Consider the following 24,157-nt stretch of genomic DNA (forward strand, 5'->3'; position numbering starts at 1 on the left):
GGAGGAAAAAGCCCACCGCGCGGACCCTCCAAGTGCCCGAAAGGGCCCACTGAAGCGGGGTACTCCTGGGGAGAAACAGGCGGCGCACAGGGGGAAATTCGCTGTCGACCGCTTTGTGGGCACGACCACCTCGGATCGCGCGCTACGCCGGGGAGTCATGCGGAAAACGCACTGGTATCACTGTCGAAAAGTGAAACATCCTTCCGGGCGCGACTGTTATGAATTGGATTAGTCTGTAACCGTATAAAAAATAACTGTACAAAACCTGAAAATCGCAAAGACTGAAAGAGTTATCGGCTTCAAATCTTCCGAGGGTAAAAAATGCTCCGCGACATCCTATTACCCGATGTAGTTCTCACGCGCTGTGATTACTATTTGGAATCGATTCTTCCGAACAATTCAGATGCATTGACAGCCAACGCTACATACTTCGGCAATGCGACGTGGGCCAAGGAATATCTGGACTACTGCCACCGCGATGCGCATTTCCGCAGCCGCTGGCTCGCCGCCGGGGGCGACTGGACGGACAAGGTCGTCATCGACCTGGGCTGCGGGCCGGGTAACCTCTTCGCCACGCTGGGCGGCAGGCCCAGATTGCTGATCGGCGTCGACGTGGCCGGAGGCTCGCTGGAGCTGGCGGCTGGCCTGGGCTACACGGCAGTGCTGGCGGATGCGGCGCACACGCCGTTCCGCTCGCATGTGGCGGACATCGTGGCAATCAATGCATCGCTGCACCACTGCGACGACATGAAAGCGGTGCTGCAGGAAGGCGCTCGCCTCGTTAAGCCCAATGGCTTACTTATTACCGACCACGATCCGCAACTCACAGCCTGGGACTACAAGGGCCTGGCCAGGCTGATGTGGGATGCGCGGCTGTGGGTCTACCGCGCGACGGGGCACGGTTTTCACAAGACGGACAGTCAGCAGTTGTGGGGGCTGAGAACCGAAGTGCATCACCGGCCCGGCGACGGCGTGACGAAGGAGCTCTTCGAATCCACGCTGGAGCCGCTGGGCTTTGAGGTCCGCGTGCATCCGCACAACCACCAGATAGGAGCGCAGGCGCTGGCCGGCGAAGTCGGGCCGGCGCAATGGAAGTACCGCATGGGCAATGTGCTCTCGGGCCGTGACCCGAAGGCACCCGCGAGCGCGCTGTCGCTGATGTGCGTTGCAAGGCGCAAGACCGCAGAAAAACTGCAGGCCAACTGAACGCCAGGCGACTGCTGGTAGCCTTCCCGGATTCTTCGAGCGCGGCCCCGGGCATCCGGGAGCGCGAGATTCAGTTATCCAGGAAGGAATCCGGTAGTGGTTGTGACAGGAAGGAACTGGCGCGCGGGCATTGCGCTGACCGCGGCATTGATGGTGGCAGCGTGCTCCACCTCCCCCAAGGCGCCAGTGGCAGGGCCGGGCGAGTACGTCGTCCAGCCGGGTGACACGCTCTATCGCATCGCGTCGAAGACCGGGCGTTCACCGGGCGACATTGCCCGATGGAGCAATCTGCAGGACCCCGACAAGCTCGAAGCAGGGCAGGTGCTGCGCGTGGTGCCGCCCGGTGGCGGCGCATCGTCCGAGCCGCCTCCTCCCAGGAGCTCAGGTGCCGAGCGTCCGGAACGCCCCGAGCGTTCGAGGCCGCCCCGGGCCGCGGCGCCCGAGCCCGTCGCACCGCCGGCGTCGCGGCGCAGCGACTGGGCCTGGCCCGCGCAAGGCCAGGTCATCGCGGGCTTCAACGGCACCAGCAACAAGGGCGTCGACATCGGCGGCAGCGTCGGTGAGCCGGTGATGTCCATCGGCGCCGGCAAGGTGGCCGTGACGGAAACGCTGCGCGGCTACGGCAGCGTGCTGATGGTCGACCACGGCGGCTCTTATATGTCGGTCTACACCAATGTGCGTACGGTGCTGGTGAAACAGGGCCAGCAGGTGAAGCAGGGCCAGAAGATCGCCGAGATCGGCGGCGCGGACGGTGGGCGCGCCAGCCTCCACTTCGAGATCCGCTACCGCGGCAATGCGGTCGACCCGCGCCAGTACCTGCCGGCGAGGTGACCGGGCGGGGGGCCTCTGGCGAAAGGCATCCCCCAAATTGGCGATATCGCGGTGCCCGTGAAATGCGCAGACTCTCGCCCTTGGTCTGAAAAAAAGGGGCGGTAATGGAACTCGTGCATTGGCTGTTCATCATTTTTGGCATCGCGTTGGCGCTGACCACGCAGTGGTGCCTTCTTGCACCGTTCAGCCTCGAGTGGAAGCCGCTGCGCGACCAAATTACTGAACAGGTCACCCAATCGGCCGCGCTGCTCGAAGAGTGCGCTTCAGGGATCGACGCCAAGGCCTAGCCTCCCGGCCGGTTCGGCCCGCCTGCAGTCCCAGGCCCTCTAAGATGCTCGCTCTTTCTGGATGACGTGAAGACGCGAGAGGCAAAGGGAGGGCCACGCATGATTTCTTTGCTCCACACCGCGGACTGGCAGATAGGCCGCGTGTTCTCGCAGTTCGAACCCGACGACGCCGCGGCACTGTTCGAGGCGCGTTTCAAGGTGGTCGAGCGGCTGGCCGCCATTGCGGCCGAACGCAAGGTCGATGCCGTACTGGTCGCAGGCGACGTGTTCGACCTGCAGACCGTGTCGGACAAGACCATACGGCGCATGTTCAACGCCATGCAGGGCTTTTCCGGCCCCTGGCTGCTGATTCCGGGAAACCACGATTCGGCGCTGAGCGAATCGGTCTGGAGCCGCGCGCAGCGGCTGGGCGCCATTGCACCGAACATCGTCTGCTGCCTGGAGCCGAAGCCCCACACGGTGGCGGGCAAGTTCACGCTGCTGCCCGCACCGCTCACGCAGCGCCATACCTACGGCGACCTCACCGACTGGTTTGCCACGGCACCAAGCGAAGAGGGGCTGCCCCGCATCGGACTGGCGCACGGCTGCGTGCAGGGCATCCTGTCCGAAGACATCGACTCGGCCAATCCCATCGCGACCGGGCGTGCGGCGCAGGCTCGGCTCGACTACCTCGCGTTGGGCGACTGGCACGGCACGCGGCAGATCGACGACCGCACCTGGTACGCGGGCACGCCCGAGACAGATCGTTTCAGAGCCAACGATTCGGGGCAGGCGCTGCTGGTCGGCGTCTCAGGTGCCGGGGCGGAGCCGACGGTCGAGGTGGTCCGCACCGGCCAATTCGACTGGCAGCAATGGGAGCCGCGGCTCACGGTGCCTTCCGACATCGACGAACTGGTCGAAAAGCTGGAGCAGGTGAGCAGCAGCGACGTGCTGCAACTTCGCGCGCAGGGCGCCTGCGACCTCAACGGCCATAGCAGACTGAGCACCGCGCTCGACGCCGCCCGCGCTCGCGCCCGTGCGCTGGTGTGGGACGGCGAAGCGCTGCGGCTGGAGCCCACGGAAGACGACATCCAGGCGCTGCACGCCGACGGCTTTGTCGGCGAGGCGCTTCAGGAGTTGCGCGCGCAGCAGGGCGATGCCGATGCTGAACTCGCCCGCGACGCGCTGCTCACGCTCGCCCGCATCCTCGACGCGAAGGGAGCCGCCGCATGAAGTTGCAGCGTCTTCGCATCGAGAACTTCAAGCTGTTCCGCGCACCGCTCGAAATAGACGGCTTCACCGACGGGCTGAATCTCTTCGCGGCGCCCAACGAATCGGGCAAGTCCACCGTCGCCGAGGCCATTCGCGCGGCCTTCTTCGAACGACATCGCTCCAGCGCGGTCGAGCATCTGCGGCCATGGGGAGAAAGCTCGGCAACGCCCACCGTCGAGGTCGACTTCGAACTCGACGGCAAGCCATGCCGGCTCACCAAGGCCTTCCTCGGCAAGAAGCGCTGCGAGCTGGTCATCGACGGCAAGTCCATGGACGGTGCGGTGGCCGAAGACCACCTGGCGGCACTGCTGGGCTTTCGCTTTCCGGGCAAGGGTGCCAGCACGCCGGAGCACATGGGCATTCCGGGCCTGCTGTGGATCAAACAGGGCACCTCGCACGACATTGCCAGCGCCGTGGGCTTTGCCAGCGACCACCTGCGCAACGCACTGGGCGAATCGCTGGGCGAGCTGGCCTCCAGCAATGGCGATGCGGTGCTGAAGGCGGTTGAGAGCGAGCGCAACGAACTGCTCACGCCTGCCGCCGGAACACCGCGTGGCGCCTTCGCGGATGCCATCAGGCTGCGCACGGAGCTCGAAGCCGACATCGAACGGCTGCGTGCCGAAATCGAGTCCTATCAGTCGGGCGTGGACCGCCTCTCAGGCCTGCGCCGCGATCACCAACGAGACGAAGCCGCGCGGCCCTGGACGGTGTTGCGGGAGCAGCTTGCTATCGCACGGCAACGGCTGGACGAAGCCAAGGGGTTGAACGAGAGGAAGACCGCGCAGGACGCCGCGCTCAGGCAGGTCACCGCGCAGGTGAATTCCTGGCGCACTCAGCTCCAGGCGATGGAGCGCGAGGAAGCCACGGTCGTCCTGCGCGAGAAGAATCTGCAGGCGGCACAAGAAGGCTTGGCCAAGGCGCTAGGCGAACTGCAGGCGTGGGAACCCCGCCATGCGGCTGCGGCGAAGGCCGATGCCGGCGCGCGCGACAACCTCCGCCTCGCGCGGCAGGCGGCCTCCCGCATCGCGCAGGAGAAAACCGTCGAAAGCCTGGCCGAGCAGCTTGAGGCACTCGCACAGAGCCACGAGAAGGCAAGGGGCGAGCAGGACAAGGTCACTCGCCTGCAAGCCGAGGCACAGGCTCTCGCGGTGCCGGAAGGCGAACTCAAGCGGCTTCAGCGCTGCGCCGACGCGCATCGCACGGCGCAAGCCCGGCTCGATGCGGTGGCGACGGCCCTGGAGTTCGAGCTGCAGCCTGCTGCGAAGGTCCGGGTTGCCGGAGCCGAGCTTTCAGGCTCGAAGCGCCAGACCGTCATCGCGCGGACCGACATCGAGATCGAAGGCGTAGGCCGCATCACCGTGCTGCCGGGCGGGGCCGACCTGGAAAGCCTTGCCATCGAACGCGACCGCGCACGCGACGAACTCGCCGGGCTGTTGCAGGCCCTGCGCGCGGAGAGCGTGGCCGCCGTCGAAGAGCGCATGCGGCTGCAGGCGTTGCGCAAGGGGGAAGCCGGTGCGGCGGTGGCCGTGCTGGCTGCGCTGGCACCGAAGGGGCTGAGCGCGCTTGCCGCGGACATCGCCATGCGCGAGGCCCGGCTGGCTGAAGCAAGGCAGGTCCTGCAGGGCATGCCGCCGGCCGACACGGCGATGCCATCGAGCGCGCAGGCCGAATCGGAGGAGGGCGCCGCGCGCGCGGCGCTGGAGACAGCGTCCGCGGCGCTCAACGACGCCAAGGTCGCCGCCGGCAATGCGCGCGAGCAGGTCAAGGCCGCCGAAGACGAACTCGCGGCGGTCAAGGCCACGCTGAACGACCCGACGCGCGCCAACCGCAAGACGGAAGCCGGCGCCGCATTGACGGATGCGCTGGCGCAGCAGTCGGCCCTGCAAGACAAGGTCGCTGAGCTGGCGCAGCAGTTGCAATCCGCGAACCTGCCGGTGCTCGCACAGGACGTGGAACGGCTGGAGCAAAGCGTCAAGCAGGCCGAGGCCACGCACAGCCAGCGGGCCAACGAGATCACCCGACTTGAAGCCGAACTCGAAGCCAGGGGCGCGCTGGGCCAGGAAGAAGCTGCGTCGGAAAAACAGCGCGAACTCGAGCACGCAACACGCCGTTGCGCCGAACTCGAACGCCGGGCGAAGGCGCTCGACCACCTGCTCAAGCTGCTGCGCGAAAAGCGCTCGGCCCTGGCACGACGCCTGCGCGCGCCGCTGCAGAAGCACCTCGACCACTACCTGCAGATTCTTTTCCCCGGGGCGCAGGTCGAAGTCGGCGACGATCTTTCGCCGGGCCGCATCACGCGGCAAGGCCTGCGAGGCGCCCAGAGCGGCGCGTTCGAGGAGCTCAGCGTGGGCGCGCGGGAGCAGATGGGCGTCGTCGCCCGGCTGGCCTATGCGGACCTGTTGAAGGAAGCGCGCAAGCCGACCTTGCTCATCCTCGACGATGCGCTGGTGAACACCGACGAAGAGCGCCTGCGGCAGATGAAGCGGGTGCTGTACGACGCTGCAACGCGGCACCAGATATTGATCTTCAGCTGCCATCCGGAGGCCTGGCGCGATCTCGGGGTCGTGGCGCGCAGCATCCCGTGACGTCTTGGGGCCGCGACGCCCATCGGCAATCACACTATCCAGAATATCCGGCCGGTCGCTAAACTGCGCCCTCATGCGTCGCTGGCTTTGTACGTCCGCAGTTATCGCCTTTCTGTGCTGTCACGGGTTGGCCGTGCTTGCCCAGAACATGGCGGGCTTCGGGCAGCACCAGGCCAACGTCGCGCAGGTGCATCAGGCAAGCGCCTGCGAGCTTCATCAGGGCCACGCCGGCGCTTCGGTCCTGGATGACGGCATCGACTCCGACGAGGTGGACCTTGCCGCTGGAAGGCGCGAGATTTCACTACCGGTCCTTCGACCGGAAGCTCCCTTGGAATTTGCCGTGACAGTCTTGCCGTCCGCGCCTCTCGAACGGCCCATGCGGCCGCCACAACTCTTCTCCTTCTTCGCATAGGTCGTCCAGTTTCGACCTGGGGGCCTGCGGGCCCTGCTCATTGCGTGTGCTCGCGCCATCGGCATTGACGGCCGTCCGATGCACATCGCCATCAAGAGGACGAAGAAGAGGAGAAAAACCATGGAGCAATCGAGTGACGTGATGTTTGCCAGGCTGGCCGATTTCAGGATCGACGCCGAATTGCTGAGGCAGCATTTCCTGGCACACGTGAAGCCGCTGCCGTCGACGCCATATCGCGACAACCGCGTGGACTACATCGGTTGGGCAGTCACAAGCCGCGACGGCACGCTGGAAGACGGCATCCGGCGGATTCCCGCAAAGAATGCGCGCGGCGTCACGCCGACAGACGCCTGCAGCGGCTACCTGGCCCGGGTGATGAATGCGCTGCGCAGCCATGGCCTGACGCCCTTCAGGGCCCGGATCATGCAACTCGAAAGCGAAGGCGAGGAGATGCCGCTGCACAACGATGCGGCCAAGGAAACCTGGCGCCTGCACATCCCCATCATCACCAACCCCAATTGCTTCTTCGAATGGCAGCGCGCCGACGGCAGCATCGAGAGCGTTCATCTGCCCGCCGACGGCTCGGCCTGGCTGGTGCGGGTGGATGTGAACCACAGGGCCGTCAATCGAAGCCAGCAGCCGTCCAACCGGGTTCATCTGCTGATGGGACTGGATGCCAATCCATCCTTCGAGATGCTGACCGAGCCCTGGTTGCCTGTGCTCCAGCAGCAGTTGGTGGCTTGAGCTCGCATGAAGAATGCCCGATGGCTGGTGTGCCTGGTGGCAGCTGTGCTGCCCGTCGCTGCGCAGGAAGTCGAGGCCGGCCGTTGCCGGGTGGAGCGCAACGCAACGCTCTCCCAGTTCGACCGCGTCTATGTGCGTGACGAGTTCCGCATCCGCTATACGCTGGAGGGCGCCCACGCGCTGCCGGACACTCGCGACCTCGACCGCAACGGCATACCCGACAAGGTGCAGGACGTGGCAACGCAACTGGTCGTGGGGCGCAGGCTGTTCACCGATGTGATGGGGCTGACGCACCCCATGCGCCAGCCACGCTATGCACGAGCCACCTCGATCGACGTGTTCCTGCTGAAGATGGAGAAGGGCAACGGGATGTCCTACGACGAGGTGATGAACTACCGCCTGGGCTCCGACGAAGCGGCCGGCGGCTGTGCTCTTCGCATCGACCTGCTCAACCGCCACGCGAACCAGAACGTGACACCGATCCACGAGCTTTTTCACCAGTACCAGTACGGCTACACCATGTTCAAGGCGCGCTGGTTCTTGGAAGGCACCGCGCGCTGGTCGGAATACGCGCTGCGCCCCGGAAGCGGGCCGCAGCAGCCATTGCCGGCCACACTGCCGGCACTGCGCGAGCAGGTGTTCTCGCAGACCTACGGGGCGAGCGGCATGTGGAACCGTCTGGCAAGCATGCTCGACCCCGACGGCCGGCTCAGGCTGCCGTCCGGCCTGGCGCAGACCACTTATGTCGATGGCAGCCTGGTCATCCAGGACGATCAATTGCACGGCGCGGCCTTCATCAAGGCGCTGCTGGAGGCGCTAGGCCCGCTCGACCGGCAGGTCGCGGCGCGAAATGGCTGGCCGGTATTTGGCTGGAAGGAGGAGGATCAGCGCTCTTCCGCGCACGACACTGAGATATTCAAGGGCGTGCTCCAGGCGACGCGGAGTGAAGCGGCGCGCTCGAAGGCCCGAAGATCGGCCGAACTGGAAGAATTTCTTGCGCTGGAGGCGCTTGTGAAAAAGGATGTGCCATGAGTCTGGGTGAACTGCTGGCGTCGGCCCGGCCCGCGATTGCAACCTTGTGGGATGAATGCACGAGCGCCAGCGCTGGCATCGACGCAGAGGCCGCGGGCGTGCTCTTCATGTCGGTCTGCAACGGGAAGGAGCGGGCCCATGTCGTCACCATCCGCGGAAAGAACTTCGAGCAGGCGTGGGTCAGGGGTGCGCAGTTGTTGCATGCCTGGCTGCGCAAGCAGAAGGGCGCTGCACCAATCTGGCTGCGGGTGGACGTGGTGCACACCGTGCACGCCATGTCCTGGCAGGAACTGAAGCAGGGCCTTTCGACGACCAAGCGCAACTACTTTCGCCATGGCATCGCGTTCAAGCCCGATTTTTCCCTGGCGATTCTGGAGCCCGAGATCGGCGCGCACGCCGTGCTGTACGACGGCGCACTCGAAGAGGCGACACCCAATGCGGCCAATCTCAAGCTCTACGGCAAGTACCGGTATGGGCTGGAGCTGGAGTGGCCGACCGACGCGCTGCAGCCGATCTGGGTCTTCGACACGCGGGCGGTGTTCACCGACGGCAAGCAGCTTCACGCCATCGAGCATCAGGGCCGGGGCAAGGGCCATCGCGTCATGCCGAACTGGGATGCGAGCCAGGTGCACGACATCGTCGCAACCAGCACCGCATACCTCGCACGGCAGGTCAAGCCGACCGGCCAGTACCACTACGGCTGGTTTCCCTGCTTCGACCGTCCCATTCCCACCTACAACGCGCTGCGGCACGCCAGCTCCACCTACGCGCTGCTCGAAGGCTGGGAGCTGACGCAGCGCCCCGAGCACAAGGCTGCCATCGACCGGGCGCTGGCCTACCTCACGCAGACGCTGATCCAGCGCGCCACGCTGCCCGGCGGAGAGCAGGGCGCTTTCCTGGTAGATGTCGACAACGAAATCAAGCTGGGCGGCAACGCCGTGTGCCTGCTGGCGATGGTCAAGTACACCGAACTTACCGGCGACCGGCAATACCTGTCGCTGATGGAGCAGCTGGCCCTGGGCATCGTGCACATGCAGGACCCGGGCTCGGGCCGCTTCGTGCATGTGCTGAACCACCCCGACCTCAGCGTGAAAGAAGAGAACCGGATCATCTACTACGACGGCGAGGCCGCCTTCGGCTTGATGCGCCTGTACGGGCTGACCAATGATCCACGTTGGCTGCAGACCGTCGAGAAAGCATTCGGGCATTTCATCGAAGCCAGACACTGGCAGGCCCACGACCATTGGCTGAGCTACTGCGTCAACGAACTCACCCTCTACAGATCGGACGAGCGCTACTACCGCTTCGGCCTGGACAACGTGCGCGATCATCTCGACTTCGTGCTCGATCGCATCACCACCTTTCCGACGCTGCTGGAGCTGATGATGGCGGCGCAGAAGATGATCGCGCGCATGCAGGCCGACCCGCAGCACGAGCACCTGCTGCGCGGCTTCGACATCGACAAGTTCTACCGGGCCCTGGAGCAGCGTGCCCGCTACCTGCTGACGGGCCACTTCTGGCCCGAGATCGCCATGTTCTTCAAGAACCCGGGGCGCATCGTGGGCAGCTTCTTCATCCGCCATCACAGCTACCGCGTGCGCATAGACGATGTGGAGCACTACCTGTCGGGCTATGTCGCGTACTGGAAGTACCTGCAGGGCGGCGGGCGGCCTTTCCTGACGCAACAGGAAGAGGCAAGGCACGCGGCACCGGCCGCCTTCGCGCAGACGTAGCGGTGTCTCCTGCCGCCCGGAAACGCTCCGGGTAGGCGGTTTGTCATGGTCCCGAGCCCAAGCGAGCAGGGCGCTTGACTCCCCCGCAAAGGGGCGCTTCGCTCATGTGCGAAGACAGCGCGATTCCTAAAGTCATCCCCAGGCCGAACGCTTCTGCCCATGCCGGGCAAACAGGCGATTCGGGCCGGTCACGACAAACGGGGAACACGCATGGAACTGCTCGCACCACTGCCAAGAACCTTCATGAACCTGCTGCGGGAAGACGCAGGCATGTCGTTCATGGAGGTCGCGCTGATCGGCGCTCTGGTGATGGTCGTGTGCCTGCTCCTGCTGCTCGCCATCCGGCGCAGCGCCTGAACTCACGGAGCCGACCATGCAAGAACTCGACGCCGTTCTCGAACTGCTGGCAATGCTGGCTACAGACGTTCGAATGCTCGCGCTCGTCGCACTGCTCGCAGTGGCTGCCGTCAGCGACTGGCGCTCCTACCGCATTCCCAACTGGCTGACCTTCGGCGGGGCGCTCTTCGCGCTCATCTACGGGACGCTTGCCGCCCGCACGCCGACCGCAGGCGCAATGAGCGCTTTCGGTGGCCTGGGCGTGGGCTTCGCCGCGATGCTGCCCTTCTATGTGCTGGGATTGATGGGAGCGGGCGACGTGAAGCTCATGGCCATGGCCGGGGCCTTCATCGGTCCGCAGCAGACGCTGATGGCGGTGCTCTTCACCTTCATTGCCGGAGGCGTGGCGGCACTGGTGTTCGCCATCCACCGCCGCCGCCTGGCGCACATGCTGGCCAACGTCAAGACGGCGGCGCAAGGCATGGCGATCTCGAGCATGGCGGGCATCCGCCCTACGGGGCACGTTCACATGAGCCAGTCCGTGGGAAAGCTGCCCTACGGCATCTGCATCGCGGCGGGCACGGTGGTCGAAGTGCTCGCGCATCAACTGGGCTATGTCTAGCCCTCCCATCTTTTACCTGCGACGGAGGTTCGTATGAAGAACATCAAGGCAATCGGGCTGATCCTTCTGGCCCTTCTGACGGGGCTGGCGGCCGCGGTCTACGCGGCCGGGTGGATCTCCAGGCAAAGCGGCATCGCGTCCAACAAGGTCGTGGTGGCTGCCGTCGACATCGAACTGGGCAGCCGCGTCAACGCGCAGATGCTGTCCACGGTCGACTGGCCCAGCGGCTCCACGCCGAACGGCTCGTTCAGCGACATCAAGGCGCTGGAGGACCGCGTGGTGAAGGTCGGCGTGCTGCGCGGCGAAGCCATCATGGAAGGCAAGCTGGCGCCGGTGGGCACCCAGGGCGGGTTGTCGGCGGTGATCGCCAGTGGCAAGCGAGCCATGACGGTGCGCGTAAACGACGTGGTCGGCGTCGCCGGCTTCGCGCTGCCGGGCAACTACGTCGACGTGATGGTCAACGCCCAGCAGGACAAGGGCCGTGGCGAGGAGGCGTCGCAGATCAGCAAGACCGTGCTCGAGAAAGTGCTGGTGCTGGCGGTGGCACAGGAGGCCAACCGCGACGACACCAAGCCCAAGGTCGTGAGCGCCGTGACGCTCGAACTCTCGCTCGAGGACTCGGAAAAGCTCGACCTGGCACGCAGCGTGGGAACGCTGTCCCTGGTGCTTCGCAACCAGATGGACAAGACCACGGTCGCCACCGGCGGCATCACCAAGGGCCAGCTGTTCGGCGAGAAGGCCATCGTGCAAGTCTCCACCGCTGCTGCGCCGGCCCCGGCCCGCCCGCGTATTCATCGTGCAGGCCCCGCCGCTCAGCCGGCTTCCCAGTGCGTGGAAGTCATCCAGCACGCGGGCAGCTCGCTGACCTGTTTCTGATCCGGTCACCAGGAGGAACACCAAGTGCGCCATCTCTCAACAACACTCGCCAGTCTGCTGGCGACCCTCGCGACAGTGGCGGCTCCCGCCATGGGCGCGGAGGTCGCGGCAACCGCCTCGGCCACGGCCGCCATGCCCGCCGCAGCACTTGCAACGCCTCCGGCGGCGGCGGGCAACGCCGCCAACGCCCGACGCTGCACCGCCATCATTCCGGACGACCAGCCAACCCAGGCCGTGCTGGGCAAGTCGGTGGTCATTCCGCTGAAGGCGCGTGTGGTGCGGATCGTGGTCAGCGGCCAGCCGTCGGCAAGGGCACCCGCTGCCGCTGCCGCCGCCGTGCCGGCAGGCATGCAGCCCGCGCCGGCCATGGCCGCCAATGCGAACACCGGCGATGGCGTTGCCGATGTCGACGTGACGTTGCTGAGCCCGACCGACCTGTTCTTCCGCGGCCGCCAGGCGGGCTCGATGAACGTCGTGCTGCAGAGCGCCGACGGCACCTGCTATATCAAGGACGTGATCGTCACCATCGATCCGATGGCGCTCCAGGCCAAGCTGGCGGAGCTGATGCCCGAAGAGCGCCGCATCCGTGTGCGCAGTGCAGAAAAATCCATCGTGCTCACCGGCGAGATCAGCGACGCGCTCAAGCTCGACGACGTGATGAGCCTGGCATCGGCCTACGGCGCGGACGGCAAGAAGGTGGTGAACCTGCTGCGCATCGCGACACCGCAGCAGGTGATGCTCGAAGTGAAGATCGCCGAGGTCAGCAAGACCCTGCTCGACCGGCTGGGCGCAAGTGTTGGCATCGCGCGTTCGGGCAATGGCGGGCTGAACAATTACTCGCTGATTTCCAATTTCCTGAGCACGGGCGCAGGTCTGGTCCAGGCGCTGCGCATAGGCCGCACCTCGCTGACCATCGACGGGCAGAAGGACGATGGGCTGGTGCGCATTCTTGCGGAGCCCAACATCATGGCCATCAGCGGCCAGCAAGCCAGCTTCCTGTCGGGCGGCAAGATCTTCATTCCGGTTTCACAGAGCGCTGCTGGCGGTAGCGGGACGAACATCACGCTGGAAGAAAAAGAATTCGGCATCGGTGTCAAGTTCACCCCGACGGTGCTCAACGGCGACCGGATTAACCTCAAGATGGTGTCCGAGGTGTCGGACCTGTCGCAGACGGGTTCGCCGTTCACAACGGTCGGAGGTGTCACCGCCGTGCTGCCTTCGCTGACGGTGCGGCGCGCAGACACCACCGTGCAGCTCAACGACGGGCAGAGCTTCGTCATCGCCGGGCTCATCAAGAGCAACGTGACCGAGAGCGTCAAGCGGTATCCAGGCCTGGGCGAAGTGCCGGTGATGGGTGCACTGTTTCGCAGCACTGAGTTCCAGAACGAACAGACCGAGCTGATGTTCGTCATCACGCCGCGCCTGGTTCGCCCGTTGGCCCAGTCGCCACGGGTCCCGACGGACAACCACGTCGTTCCCAGCCGCGCCGAGATCTACCTCAACGGCGCCCTCGAAAGCGCCACCCCGGCACCGGCCGCCCCGGCCAGCGAAACCCCGTGAGGAGCACCGTCATGTTCATCAGATCGACCGCCATTGCGCTCGCATGCCTTTTTGCCACCGGCTGCTCGCATGTCACGCCCAACTACGACGCGCGCTTCGGCGACGCGGTGCGCGACGCAAAGAAAAAGATGACGCTGAACCCCGACGCCGGCAAGAACGGCGACCCGGTCGCGGGCATGGACGGCCGCTCGGCGCGCGAGTCGATGAATCAGTACCACGAGTCCTACAAGTCGCCCCCGCCGGCGGTCAACGTCATCAACATCGGCGGCGGCATCGGTAGCCAGGGCGGCGGCTCGGGCAAGTAACGGGCTGCATTTTTCTCCCGAATTCGTTCCTCGAAGTCTTTTCATGGAAAGGAGAGCGCCACGAACTGCAACGAACTTTTTTCCCCACCACACCATTGTTTTCAAACCTGATTTCCAACTGTTCAAACCTTGAAAGGAAAGAACCATGAAGAACTTTCTCCAGGCCATCGGCCAATCGACTCGCGGCTTCATGCTCGAGGAAGAGGGCGCACAGGTCGTCGAGTACGCGCTGATCATCGCGGTCGTCTCCATCGCGTTGGTCATTGCATTGAGGGCGCTCACCACCGGTGCCACCTTCACGAACTTCATCAGTCGCGTCAACGTGTGCCTGAACGGGCCGGGCCCCTGCGTCTAAGTGGCGTTGGGGGGAGGGGAGCGGGTCCGGTCTTCCGGCCTGCTTCGCTCCACCCGTTCATCCACTTCCACCTGACTTTTTTTCCACAACGAATCGAGGTCATCACCATGTTCAAGAAATTCCTGAAAGACGAAAGCGGTGCCCAGGTCGTGGAGTACGCGCTGATCATCGCCGTCGTTTCCATTGCACTGGTTGTTGCGCTGCAGTTGCTTGCCAGCGGGGCGCCCTTCACAAACTTCATCAGTCGCGTAAGCGTGTGCCTGAACGGGCCGGGCCCCTGCGTCTAAGTGGCGTTCGGGGAGGGGAGCGGGTCGGGCCCTCCGGCCCGCTTCGCTCCACCCCTTCATCCGCTTCCACGTGACTGTTTCTCCACAAAAGTCGAGGTCATCACCATGCTCAAGAAATTCCTGAAAGACGAAAGCGGTGCCCAGGTCGTGGAGTACGCGCTGATCATCGCCGTCGTTTCCATTGCGCTCGTGGTTGCACTGCAGCCGCTGTCGATCGCGGCAAGCTTCGGATCCCTCGTGGCGCGGATCGCCGTTTGCCTGGGCGTGTCCGGCTGCGTGTGAAGCGGACCAAATCTTCTCCACCGCTCAGCAGGAAGGCCGATCATGAAAACCAACCACTCCCATCGCCGCCAGGGTGGCGCGATGATTGTCACTGCCGCGTTGGTCATGCTGTTCCTGTTGGGCTTCATGGGTATCGCGCTCGATTTCGGGCACCTGTTCGTCATCAGGACCGAACTGCAGACGGCGGTGGACAGTTGCGCCTTGGCCGCTGCGCGTGAGCTCGACGGGCAGGGCACGGCTCTCACGCGGGCCGCGAGCGCAGGCCAGACCGCGGGCAACGCCAACCGGGTGAACATGCAATCAGCTACCTGGGGCGGGCAGGGCCAGATCGTCGCTGCCGACATCGTGTTCCGCGACTCGGCCTACGCCATCACGACCGCGCCCTCCGTGGCTCGCTACGCGCAGTGCATGCACACCCAGCCCAACGTCAACATCTGGCTCATGAAGGCCATGGGCGCCTTCTCGGGCGATACCGCCAACAATCCCGCGACGCGCAGTGTCACGGCAAGCGCGGTCGCCACGCGCGCCAGTGCACAGACCACGTGCCCGATTCCCGTCGCCATGAAACCCAAGCCGGGCGGCACTGCACCGAACTACGGTTTTGTCGTCGGCGAATGGGTGACGCTCATCCAGGCGCAGAACGCGGCCGCTGGCGGCCAGATCGGCTGGGCCAATCTCGATGGCAGCAACAGTGCTTCGGAAACCGAAGCAGAGCTCAACGGCCGTTGCGGCACCAGGGTGGGCGACACGCTCGGCACGCCCGGCGTGCAGACCTCGGTGGCCGACGTCTGGAACCAGCGCTTCGGCATCTACAAGAACACCGGCGATCCGAGCGTGAATCGGCCCGACTACACCGGCTATGCCTACACATCATCCAACTGGCCCACGCAGTTCAATGCCTACAACGGCGCGCCGGGTGCAGGAGCCGATGCGACCGCCCAGAACTTCGTGACCAAGCGGGCCGCCTTCGCGTCCTGCGCCGACACCGGCACCAAAGTGAAGGGCGCGAACAGCTGCGAATCGATCACGGGGCTGTCGCTCAACAGCTTCCAGAAGCTGGCCAACCCGGGCAACGTTGCCGGAGGCCACATGCAGTACGGCTTCGACCGCCGCATCGTCACGGTGCCGGTCATTGACGGCAGCAACCACGTGATCGACTACGCCTGCATGCTGATGTTGCAGCCGCTGAGCATTCCGATGACCGACACGGTGCTGGAATTCCGCGGCAACGCGGGCGCCGCGGGCAGCCCTTGCACCACCAGCGGGCTGGCTGGCGGATCGGCGGGCCCGCTGGTTCCGGTCCTGGTGAGATGAGGCAAGCGCCATGAAAAGAACATCCCATCGCACGCAGCACGGTGCGGCTCTGGTCGAGCTGGCGCTGATCACGCCGCTGCTTCTGCTGCTGACTTTCATCACCACCGAGTTCGGCCGTGCGATGTACGAGTACAACGCGGTCGTCAAGTCGACCCGCGACGCGGTGCGCTACCTGTCCGTACAGACGCCCGGCACGCACGTCACCGAGGCCCGCAACCTGATCGTGTACGGCAACACGGCCGGCACCGGGGCGCCGCTGGCGCGCGGGCTGAGTCTTTCGAATGTGCCGGCTGGCAGCTGCTGCACCTGGCAATCGGCCGGGGCGAACCCGATCATTACCACGGTCACGGTGCGCGTCAGCAGCTACACCTTCCATTCGTTGTTCCCGTCGGTGATCGGCGTCGTCTTCACCGATGCGAACGGCAACATCGTCTTCAGCGACATCACCGCAACCATGAGGGCGCCATCATGAGAAACCGCGTCACCGGAGCGACCACGGTCGAGTTCGCACTGGGCCTGATCGTCTTCCTCATGCTCGTTCTGGGCATCGTCGACTTCTCGCGCATGCTGTTCATGTGGAACGCGGCCCAGGAGGCAACGCGCGCAGGGGCCAGGTATGCGGTGGTGTGCGACGACACCGGCCAGCAGGCCCTCGTACTCGCCCGCATGAAGGCGCTGCTGCCGCAGATCAGCACTGTGTCGGTGGCGTGGGAGCCTTCGGGATGCACGGCCGCAACCTGCCAGGGCGTCACCGTGAGCATTACCGGGCTCAACTACCAGTGGATTTCTCCCATAGCGGGTGGTATCGGGCCGCTGATCCAGATGCCTGGTTTTTCCACCTACCTGCCGCGCGAGGTGATGCGCAAAGACCCGAACAGCGCGGCCATCTGTTCCTAGCAACGCACCGGACACGACCATGAAGATCGCCATCATCTCCCCCAATCCGAACCATCTCCAGGACATGCGCAAGGTCCTCGAGGCGCGTTCGCATCACGTGTCGCTTTTCGAGGGCGGAAAGAGCCGCATGCAGTGGGTCGTCGAGAAGGCGGCTCCAGAACTCCTGTTGGTCGACGGCATGTGCTGCGATCTCCAGGAGCTCGCGCTGGTGGAGAAGCTCACGATGCAGCACCCGGCAATCGCGGTGGTGCTGCTGTGCGCCATGCAGACGCCGGAGTTCCTGATCCACGCGATGCGTGCTGGTGTGCGCGAGGTGCTGCCGTCGCCCTCTGACACCGTCGCGCTCGAAGCCGCCGTCGAGCGCATCGGGCTCAAGATGGCAGGCACGCAGGCCCGCAGCCCTGGGCAGGTCGTGGCGTTCATGCCCTGCAAGGGCGGCAGCGGAGCGACCTTTCTCGCGACCAACATCGCTCACCAGCTCTCGCGGGAGCGCTCGGTGCTGCTGATCGACCTGAACCTGCAGTTCGGCGATGCGCTGTCGTATGTCAGCGATATGCGGCCGACCTCCACGATGGCGGACGTTGCGCGCGACATCGGCCGCCTTGACGCGTCGCTGCTCGCGGCCAGCGTGGTGCGCGTGGCGCCGGGCTTCAGCATCCTGCCCGCACCCGACGATCTTTCGCGCGCGCTGGAGGTGAAGGCCGAACACATCGACGCGATCCTGCAGGTTGCGCTGCCGATGTACGACTTCGTGCTGTTCGACCTCGGCACGCGCATCGACACGCTCTCGATCAAGGTGCTGGACCGCGCTGACCGCATCTTTCCCGTGCTCCAGCCGAGCCTGCCGCACATCCGCAACGTGACGCGCCTGATGCAGGTGTTCAAGTCGCTCGGCTATGCCCCCGGCAAGGTCGAGCTGCTCGTGAACCGCAGCGCCGGCGGCGGGGAGATCGGGTTGTCGGACATGCGCCGCTCGCTGGTTGGCGCGACGCTCACGATCGTGCCGGACGGTGGCAAGGACGTGGATGCGTCCATCAACCGGGGCGTGCCGCTGGCGGAGATGTCGCGCGGCAGCACGCTCGCCAAGCGGCTCGCCGAGATCGCTCACTCGCTCAGTCCGCGGCAGGAGGCGACGCCCGGCTTCATCGGACGGCTCTTCCGCCGTGCCTGAGCACCACCGGATCATTCTTCTTCAACAGCAAGGCAGGTTCCCATGTCATTCAGAGAACAGCTCAATGCGATCGACGCCGATCCCACTGCGCGGCCCGAAGGGCACGCAGCCGACCTGACCGCGTCGCCCTTTGCGTCGGATGCCTACAAGTTGCTGAAGGAGCGCATGCACCTGAAGCTGCTGGAGCGCTTCGACCTGGCGGCGCTCGAAACACTGAAGCCCGAAGTGCTGCGCCAGGAAATCTCGACCATGGTCGCGCGGCTGCTGCAGGAAGAGCCCGAGGCGCTCAACGACATCGAGCGGCGCACGCTGATTCGCGACATCCAGCACGAGATGCTCGGCTTCGGGCCGATCGAGCTGTTGATGGCGGACCCGTCCGTCTCGGACATCCTGATCAATTCGCACGAGAAGATCTACGTCGAGCGCCGGGGCCGGCTGGAGCTGACCAACGTCAGCTTCACCGACGAGAAGCACCTGCTGCGCATCATCGACAAGATCGTCTCGCTGGTGGGGCGGCGCATCGACGAGTCCAGCCCCATGGTCGACGCGCGGCTGCCCGACGGCTCGCGCGTCAATGCGGTCATCGCGCCGGTGGCGCTGGACGGGCCGATGATGTCGATCCGCCGTTTCGCGAAGATCCCGCTGCGCATGGAGAACCTCGTGAACGAGCTCAAGACGCTGACGCCGCCGATGGCGCAGATGCTCGAGGGGCTGGCCCAGGCGAAGGTCAACATGCTCATCTCCGGCGGCACGGGCGCGGGGAAAACCACGCTGCTGAACATCCTGTCGGGCTTCATTCCGCCGACCGAACGCATCATCACGATCGAGGATGCGGCGGAACTCCAGCTGCAGCAGCCGCACGTGGCGCGCATGGAGACGCGGCCGATGAACATCGAGGGCAAGGGAGAGATCACGCAGCGCGCGCTGGTGCGCAATGCACTGCGCATGCGGCCCGACCGCATCGTCATTGGCGAGGTGCGCGGCGCCGAGGCGGTCGACATGCTGCAGGCGATGAACACAGGCCACGAAGGCTCGCTCACCACCATCCACGCCAACACGCCGCGCGATGCGCTGGCGCGGCTGGAAAACATGATCGGCATGGCGAACCTGAACCTGCCGCACCGCACCGTGCGCCAGCAGATTGCGTCGGCCATCACGGTGGTCGTGCAGGTGCTGCGGCTGGTCGACGGGCGGCGCAAGGTCACCAGCATCCAGGAGATCACCGGCATGGAAGGCGAGGTGGTCACCATGCAGGAGATCTTCACTTTCCACCAGACTGGCATGGGGCCCGACGGCCTGGTGCGTGGCCATTTCCACGCGACGGGTGTCAGGCCGAAATTCGCGGATCGGCTGCATGCCTACGGCGTGGATCTGCCCGACACCATGTTCGAGCCGACCAAGCACTACGAATAGGAGACCGCCATGTTCAGCAATCTTGGAGGCAATGCGCTCATCACCGTCACAGTGCTGGTTTTCGTGACCGTGCTGTTGATGATCGAGGGCCTGTATCTGCTGTGGCGTTCCTATAAGGGGCCGGAGGCGCGCAAGATCGAGAAGCGGCTGCAGGCGTTTTCTGCCGCGGTCGATCGCACGCCGCAGGCCCACTTGGTCAAGGAGCGCATGCTCAGCGAGGTGCCATGGATGCAGCGCGTGCTGCTGACACTGCCGCGGGCGCACCGGCTGGACCGCTTCATCCTGCAGGCGGGGCTGGACTGGACGGTTTCCAGCTTCGTGCTGGTGTGCGGGGCGCTCGGCGTGTTTGCGTTGTTCGTGACGGCGTGGGTGGGCCGCCAGCCGATGCTGCTGGCGCTCGCCGCCGGGATCGGCGGGGCGATGCTGCCTGTGCTCTACCTGCAGCGCCAGCGCAGCCGCCGGCTGGCCCGCATGGAGCGGCAGCTTCCGGACGCGCTGGATCTGGTGACGCGCGCCCTGCGCGCAGGGCACTCGTTCGCGAGTGGCGTGCAGATGATCGGCGAGGAAATGGCCGACCCGATCGCCACCGAGTTCCGCATGGTTGCCGACGAGGTGAATTTCGGCGTCTCGCTGCAGCAGGCCCTGACCAACCTCAGCGAGCGCGTGCCGCTCACCGACCTGCGCTACTTCGTGGTGGCGGTGCTGATCCAGCGCGACTCCGGCGGCAACCTGACGGAGGTGCTGAGCAACCTGAGCAAGCTCATTCGCGACCGGCTCAAGCTGCTCGCGCGGGTGCGGGTGCTGTCGTCAGAAGGGCGGCTGTCGGCCTGGATCCTGGGGCTCATGCCGTTCGCCCTGGCGGCGCTGATGAACATCTTCAACCCCGAATTCATGGCGCCGCTATGGACGGACCCGATCGGGCAGATGGTGATCAAGTACATGCTGGGGCTGATGCTGATAGGCATCGTGCTGCTGCGCAAGATCGCGAAGATTCGCGTCTGAAGGAGAAGAACCATGACCATGCTGTTTCCCATCCTCGTTTTCCTGGCCGTGTCGCTGGCGATCGGCGGCCTGGCGGTCTGGATGTCTCCGACCCGCACCGAGCAGCGCCTGCAGGCGGTGGCGCCGTCTGCAGGCAAGTCGGCCTGGACCGAAACCGCCGTCAGGATCGTCGGTCCCTTCGCGCAGCTGTCGTCGCCTACCGGTGAGGCGGCCCTGTCGCCTCTGCGGGTGCGGTTCCTGAATGCGGGTATTCGCTACCCGGACGCCTACCTCGTCTACTTCGGCATGAAGACGCTGCTGCCACTGGGCTTTGCCGCGCTCGCGTTCCTGGCGATGCGGGCCACTGGCGCGGCGGACGGCACTGAGATGCTGCTGTACCTTGCGGTGGCAGCGCTGGCCGGCTGCTACCTGCCCAACATCGTGCTGCGCCTGCTCATTCGTGCGCGTCGCCGCGAGATATTCGAGAACTTCCCCGATGCGGCCGACCTGATGCTCGTGTGCGTCGAAGCGGGGCTGGGGCTGGACGCCGGCCTGGCCAAGGTCACCGACGAAATCCAGGTCAAGAGCGTGGCGCTGGCGCAGGAACTGCATTGGACCAACCTGGAAATGCGCGCCGGCGGCACGCGCGAGAAGTCGCTGCGCAACCTGGCGCTGCGTACGGGCGTGGAAGAGATCGGCACCTTCGCAACCATGCTGACCCAGTCGGACCGGTTCGGCACCAGCATCGGCGAATCGCTGCGCGTGTTCTCGGAAGATCTGCGCCACAAGAGGCAGGTTCGCGCGGAAGAACTGGCGGCCAAGGTGCCGACCAAGATGCTGCTGCCGCTGGTGCTTTGCATCTTTCCGTGCATCTCGCTGGTCATCCTCACGCCGGCGGTGATCCGGATCATCCGAATGGTCGCGCCGATGTTGAGCGGGTCTTGAGTCGATTTGCCGCCGCGCTGGGGGCAACCCGGTGCGGCGCGCTGTTTCAGTGCGCCGGCGCCGTATCGAGCTGGTGCTTCACCGCGTAGATGTACAGCTCGAGGCGGTTCGTCACGCCGAGCTTCTGGTAGATCGACGTGAGGTGGTTGCGCAGCGTGTGCTCGGTGACGAAGAGCTTCTCGGCCAGTGCCTTGTTCGAGGCGCCGCTGCCGGCCACGACGATGCGGACGATCTCCCGTTCTTTCTGCGTCAGGCTCGCCAGCCTGGTGGCTTCGGGGTCGGCCTTCGGGGGCTTCTTCACCGAAGTCAGCTGAGAGAAGACGCGGCCCATGGTTTGCGCATCGACGCAAAGCTCGCCTTTGTAGACGCGCTCGATGGCCTCGAGTACCTGCTGGGCAGGGGCGTCCTTGCGCATCACGCCGCGCGCGCCGTGCAGCACGGCGAGGTCGAGGGTGCGCTGCTCACGCTCTGCGGTGAGCACGACGACGCGCGACACCTCGTTCGACAAAAGCCTGGGCAGGATGTCGATGGCGCACCGGCCGTCGAGGTCGAGGTCGAGCACGATGACGTCGGGGGCGAGATCGTCCGAGGTTGCCACTGCGTCTTCGCAACAGCTGGCCGTGCCGACGACCCGCATGCGCGGCTGCTCGCCGTCGATCAGCCTTGACAGGCCCCACAGCATGGTCTGGTGGTCGTCCACGAGCAGGACACCGATGGAATGGGCAACTGGTTGCATGATTGATTCCTTCCTTGGCTTGTCTTTTTTAGATGGGAATTTCCACCAGCACCGCAGTGCCGCCACTCGCGCACTGGCGCACCTGCGCCCGCCCGCCGAGGGCCGCAGCGCGCTCGGTGATGGAGCGTGGGAGGAACTTCGTGAAGCTCTCTTCGCAGGCTTCGTTCTCGATGCGCAGCTGTAACTGCCCGTTCTTGCAGCCGAGGCGGACGCTGCCGTGTTGCGCCTGGGTGTGCTTGCAGATGTTGTTCAATCCCTCGCCCACCAGCTGCAGGACTTCCGCGGTCATCCGGTCGTCCAGTTGGACCTGGCCGTCGACGGTGATGGCGATCTCGATGCCGTAGAGCCCCTTGATCCGCTCGGCCTGGCGATGCAGATGGGGCAGTACAAGCCCGCAGGGGCTGTTCGCGCTGTGCTTGACCGCACCAGCGTAGCGGCGCAGGTCGGCGATCACGCCGTCGGCCACGCTCGCAAGCTTGTCGAGGTCTTCGCGCAGCGGGTTGTCGGCGGTCGCCTTCTTGCGCAGCGCGCACAGGCCCATCCGCAGGCCGATGTATGGCTGCACGGCCGTGTCGTGCAGGTCCAGCGCGAACTTCAGGCGCTCTGTAGCCGCGGCTTCGGAGGCCATCCGGTCGAGCACCTCGATGGTCTCGATGACCGGGAAGATCTGTTCCATCAGGTGCGCCAGGAACAGCGCGTCGGACTTGTTGAACAGTCCGTCACGGGACGACACGAAGACCCGGCCCTCGCCCAGCCGCATCGGCAGCGGGGCGCTGATGAAGGCGCGGGCCTCCAGCATGGCGATCACTGCGGCGCAGCGCTGCGCGCCTTCGTCGTCCTCTATGCGCCAGCCGCTTGCACCGGCTTCGAAGACATGGCTTTGCGCGCACAGCCAGTTCATGGGCCAGGGCAGGCGGTTGCAGAGCACGGTATGGTCCGGCGCCAGCGCCATGAGAGGCGATTCGGCGATGCGGCCGATCGTCTCGACGCTGATGTGTTCGCAAGCGTCGTTCTTGCGCAGCGTGCGCAGGATCCAGTTGCCGGTGGATGTGTCCCGCGTCAGGAGGATGCAGTGGCTTGCCCTGAAGAAGGCCAGTGTCTTTTCCATCGTGCGGGCGACGGTGCGGCCGGCCCCGAAGCGGGGGTTCGAAAGCTGGCAGACATCGCCCAGGAGCGCGAGGCGCCGCTGCAGGCCCAGCTTCGAGCCACCCCAGTGCACGATCATGTGCCCCAGCGCCAGCAGGAAAGTGGTGCGCATCAGCAGCTGCGGCGAGTCGCCGCCCGTGCTGGTGGCCAGGCCGCAGGCGGCGAACGACGCGACCGACGCGACCGTCACGCGGGCGCCTTCCTCGAAACCCCAGCGGAACGAGGAGGTGAGGATCGCGAAGAAGTAGAAGAGGAAGAAAAGACTCTGGACGCCGTCGGTCACGAAGATGATCAGCGTGAACCACAGCACGTCGGACCAATGGATGGCCTTGCCCTGGAAATACGGGCGGCCCATTCGCGTGCAGGCATACACCAGCAGGCTGTGCAGGATGTATCCGGAAAAGGCCAGCCAGACGGGAACCTGCAACCGGTTGTCACCGGCATCGACCGCGACAGCCAGCAGCGCGGAGACCGAGAGCACCAGCCGCATGCGGGCCACCATGAGGGCATCCGCGGCGACGCTTGCGTCGACGTCGGGAGCAGCAGTGGTGCGAGCCAGCATGGCGAAGGATCCTTGGCACCAGGCGCATCACGCCAGGCAGGCCATTCCGGAGTGGGTGGCAAAGCTCGGTGGTGTCATTTTGGAATTCATTCTTCGCACCTGAAAGCGATGTATGTGAAGGTTTCACATTACTACTTTCGTAGTCGAAGACAATTGGGGGTCGATGAGCCTGGCTGATTTGTGACGTCTGTTGCATTAAGAAACATTCATCCAGATCACAGGCTTTTTCGAATGCCTGTCGAGGGGGACGGCCCCGCCCGATGGCGAGAAGTACGCTATTTGCAGGTA

26 protein-coding genes are annotated in these 24,157 nt (G+C 65.2%); 24 read left to right on the forward strand and 2 right to left on the reverse strand.

All coding sequences use genetic code 11. The annotated features are described in order from the left end of the window. Positions 1-408: 408 nt before the first annotated feature. The 24 genes from ACN9MV_RS16075 (at position 409) to ACN9MV_RS16190 (ending at position 21,425) form a co-directional block, all read left to right on the forward strand. Positions 409-1,206: a class I SAM-dependent methyltransferase gene (locus ACN9MV_RS16075; protein ID WP_426393101.1), complete on the forward strand. Its 798-nt coding sequence runs from the start codon at positions 409-411 to the stop codon at positions 1,204-1,206. A gap of 96 nt (positions 1,207-1,302) precedes the next feature. Further along, positions 1,303-2,037, forward strand: a complete 735-nt coding sequence (locus ACN9MV_RS16080; RefSeq protein ID WP_307614180.1) for a peptidoglycan DD-metalloendopeptidase family protein — start codon at positions 1,303-1,305, stop codon at positions 2,035-2,037. A 104-nt stretch (positions 2,038-2,141) separates the two neighbouring features. Beyond that, entirely contained in the window at positions 2,142-2,324 is a 183-nt protein-coding gene (locus ACN9MV_RS16085) for a hypothetical protein (RefSeq protein ID WP_093058360.1), read from the forward strand. 99 nt (positions 2,325-2,423) lie between these two features. After that, positions 2,424-3,536 (forward strand): metallophosphoesterase family protein, encoded by a 1,113-nt coding sequence (locus ACN9MV_RS16090; RefSeq protein ID WP_426393102.1) that lies wholly within the window; start codon positions 2,424-2,426, stop codon positions 3,534-3,536. Further along, on the forward strand, positions 3,533-6,160 hold the full coding sequence (locus ACN9MV_RS16095; protein WP_426393103.1) for an AAA family ATPase: 2,628 nt from the start codon (positions 3,533-3,535) through the stop codon (positions 6,158-6,160). Before ACN9MV_RS16090 ends, ACN9MV_RS16095 begins: the two co-directional genes overlap by 4 nt. Positions 6,161-6,233: 73 nt before the next feature. Continuing rightward, the gene (locus ACN9MV_RS16100; protein WP_426393104.1) at positions 6,234-6,572 is read left to right on the forward strand and encodes a hypothetical protein; all 339 of its coding nucleotides are present in this window, start codon (positions 6,234-6,236) and stop codon (positions 6,570-6,572) included. 78 nt (positions 6,573-6,650) lie between these two features. Next, complete coding sequence (locus ACN9MV_RS16105; RefSeq protein WP_307614184.1) at positions 6,651-7,316, forward strand: aspartyl/asparaginyl beta-hydroxylase domain-containing protein; 666 nt, start codon at positions 6,651-6,653, stop codon at positions 7,314-7,316. Between the two features lie 6 nt (positions 7,317-7,322). Beyond that, positions 7,323-8,348, forward strand: coding sequence for a hypothetical protein (locus ACN9MV_RS16110; protein WP_426393105.1), 1,026 nt, complete (start codon positions 7,323-7,325; stop codon positions 8,346-8,348). Then, entirely contained in the window at positions 8,345-10,081 is a 1,737-nt protein-coding gene (locus tag ACN9MV_RS16115; RefSeq protein WP_426393106.1) for a Mur ligase, read from the forward strand. The genes ACN9MV_RS16110 and ACN9MV_RS16115 overlap by 4 nt, the downstream gene beginning before the upstream one ends. Positions 10,082-10,291: 210 nt before the next feature. Further along, positions 10,292-10,438, forward strand: coding sequence for a hypothetical protein (locus ACN9MV_RS16120; RefSeq protein WP_176928961.1), 147 nt, complete (start codon positions 10,292-10,294; stop codon positions 10,436-10,438). 16 nt (positions 10,439-10,454) lie between these two features. Continuing rightward, the gene (locus ACN9MV_RS16125; RefSeq protein WP_093058367.1) at positions 10,455-11,039 is read left to right on the forward strand and encodes an A24 family peptidase; all 585 of its coding nucleotides are present in this window, start codon (positions 10,455-10,457) and stop codon (positions 11,037-11,039) included. 33 nt (positions 11,040-11,072) lie between these two features. Next, positions 11,073-11,915 carry a Flp pilus assembly protein CpaB gene (cpaB, locus tag ACN9MV_RS16130; protein ID WP_097199300.1) on the forward strand — a complete coding sequence of 281 codons (843 nt, stop codon included), beginning with the start codon at positions 11,073-11,075 and terminating at the stop codon, positions 11,913-11,915. A gap of 24 nt (positions 11,916-11,939) precedes the next feature. Further along, entirely contained in the window at positions 11,940-13,475 is a 1,536-nt protein-coding gene (locus ACN9MV_RS16135) for a type II and III secretion system protein family protein (RefSeq protein WP_426393107.1), read from the forward strand. 11 nt (positions 13,476-13,486) lie between these two features. Beyond that, positions 13,487-13,780: a hypothetical protein gene (locus tag ACN9MV_RS16140; protein WP_426393108.1), complete on the forward strand. Its 294-nt coding sequence runs from the start codon at positions 13,487-13,489 to the stop codon at positions 13,778-13,780. Positions 13,781-13,925: 145 nt separating this feature from the next. Continuing rightward, on the forward strand, positions 13,926-14,135 hold the full coding sequence (locus ACN9MV_RS16145; protein ID WP_278879879.1) for a Flp family type IVb pilin: 210 nt from the start codon (positions 13,926-13,928) through the stop codon (positions 14,133-14,135). Between the two features lie 107 nt (positions 14,136-14,242). Further along, positions 14,243-14,422, forward strand: coding sequence for a Flp family type IVb pilin (locus ACN9MV_RS16150; RefSeq protein WP_426393109.1), 180 nt, complete (start codon positions 14,243-14,245; stop codon positions 14,420-14,422). A 105-nt stretch (positions 14,423-14,527) separates the two neighbouring features. Beyond that, positions 14,528-14,704: a Flp family type IVb pilin gene (locus ACN9MV_RS16155; RefSeq protein ID WP_426393110.1), complete on the forward strand. Its 177-nt coding sequence runs from the start codon at positions 14,528-14,530 to the stop codon at positions 14,702-14,704. A gap of 42 nt (positions 14,705-14,746) precedes the next feature. Further along, positions 14,747-16,018 (forward strand): pilus assembly protein TadG-related protein, encoded by a 1,272-nt coding sequence (locus ACN9MV_RS16160; RefSeq protein ID WP_426393111.1) that lies wholly within the window; start codon positions 14,747-14,749, stop codon positions 16,016-16,018. Between the two features lie 10 nt (positions 16,019-16,028). Continuing rightward, positions 16,029-16,490 carry a TadE/TadG family type IV pilus assembly protein gene (locus tag ACN9MV_RS16165; protein ID WP_426393112.1) on the forward strand — a complete coding sequence of 154 codons (462 nt, stop codon included), beginning with the start codon at positions 16,029-16,031 and terminating at the stop codon, positions 16,488-16,490. After that, the gene (locus ACN9MV_RS16170; protein ID WP_426393113.1) at positions 16,487-16,915 is read left to right on the forward strand and encodes a TadE family protein; all 429 of its coding nucleotides are present in this window, start codon (positions 16,487-16,489) and stop codon (positions 16,913-16,915) included. Before ACN9MV_RS16165 ends, ACN9MV_RS16170 begins: the two co-directional genes overlap by 4 nt. A 19-nt stretch (positions 16,916-16,934) precedes the next feature. Then, positions 16,935-18,086, forward strand: coding sequence for an AAA family ATPase (locus ACN9MV_RS16175; protein ID WP_426393114.1), 1,152 nt, complete (start codon positions 16,935-16,937; stop codon positions 18,084-18,086). A gap of 42 nt (positions 18,087-18,128) precedes the next feature. Then, a complete protein-coding gene (locus ACN9MV_RS16180) occupies positions 18,129-19,499 on the forward strand; it encodes a CpaF family protein (RefSeq protein WP_426393115.1) in 1,371 nt (456 codons plus the stop codon). 9 nt (positions 19,500-19,508) lie between these two features. Further along, positions 19,509-20,501 carry a type II secretion system F family protein gene (locus ACN9MV_RS16185; protein WP_426393116.1) on the forward strand — a complete coding sequence of 331 codons (993 nt, stop codon included), beginning with the start codon at positions 19,509-19,511 and terminating at the stop codon, positions 20,499-20,501. Between the two features lie 12 nt (positions 20,502-20,513). Continuing rightward, a complete protein-coding gene (locus ACN9MV_RS16190) occupies positions 20,514-21,425 on the forward strand; it encodes a type II secretion system F family protein (RefSeq protein ID WP_426393117.1) in 912 nt (303 codons plus the stop codon). Between the two features lie 46 nt (positions 21,426-21,471). Here the strand turns inward: ACN9MV_RS16190 and ACN9MV_RS16195 are convergent, their stop codons facing one another. Together ACN9MV_RS16195 and ACN9MV_RS16200 are read right to left on the reverse strand one after the other, a co-directional pair. Beyond that, on the reverse strand, positions 21,472-22,161 hold the full coding sequence (locus tag ACN9MV_RS16195) for a response regulator (RefSeq protein ID WP_093173670.1): 690 nt from the start codon (positions 22,159-22,161) through the stop codon (positions 21,472-21,474). A gap of 28 nt (positions 22,162-22,189) precedes the next feature. Next, on the reverse strand, positions 22,190-23,869 hold the full coding sequence (locus ACN9MV_RS16200; RefSeq protein ID WP_426393118.1) for a sensor histidine kinase: 1,680 nt from the start codon (positions 23,867-23,869) through the stop codon (positions 22,190-22,192). Positions 23,870-24,157 lie beyond the last annotated feature (288 nt).

The organism is Variovorax sp. R-27 (assembly GCF_049913215.1).
Classification (GTDB): Bacteria; Pseudomonadota; Gammaproteobacteria; order Burkholderiales; family Burkholderiaceae_C; genus Variovorax.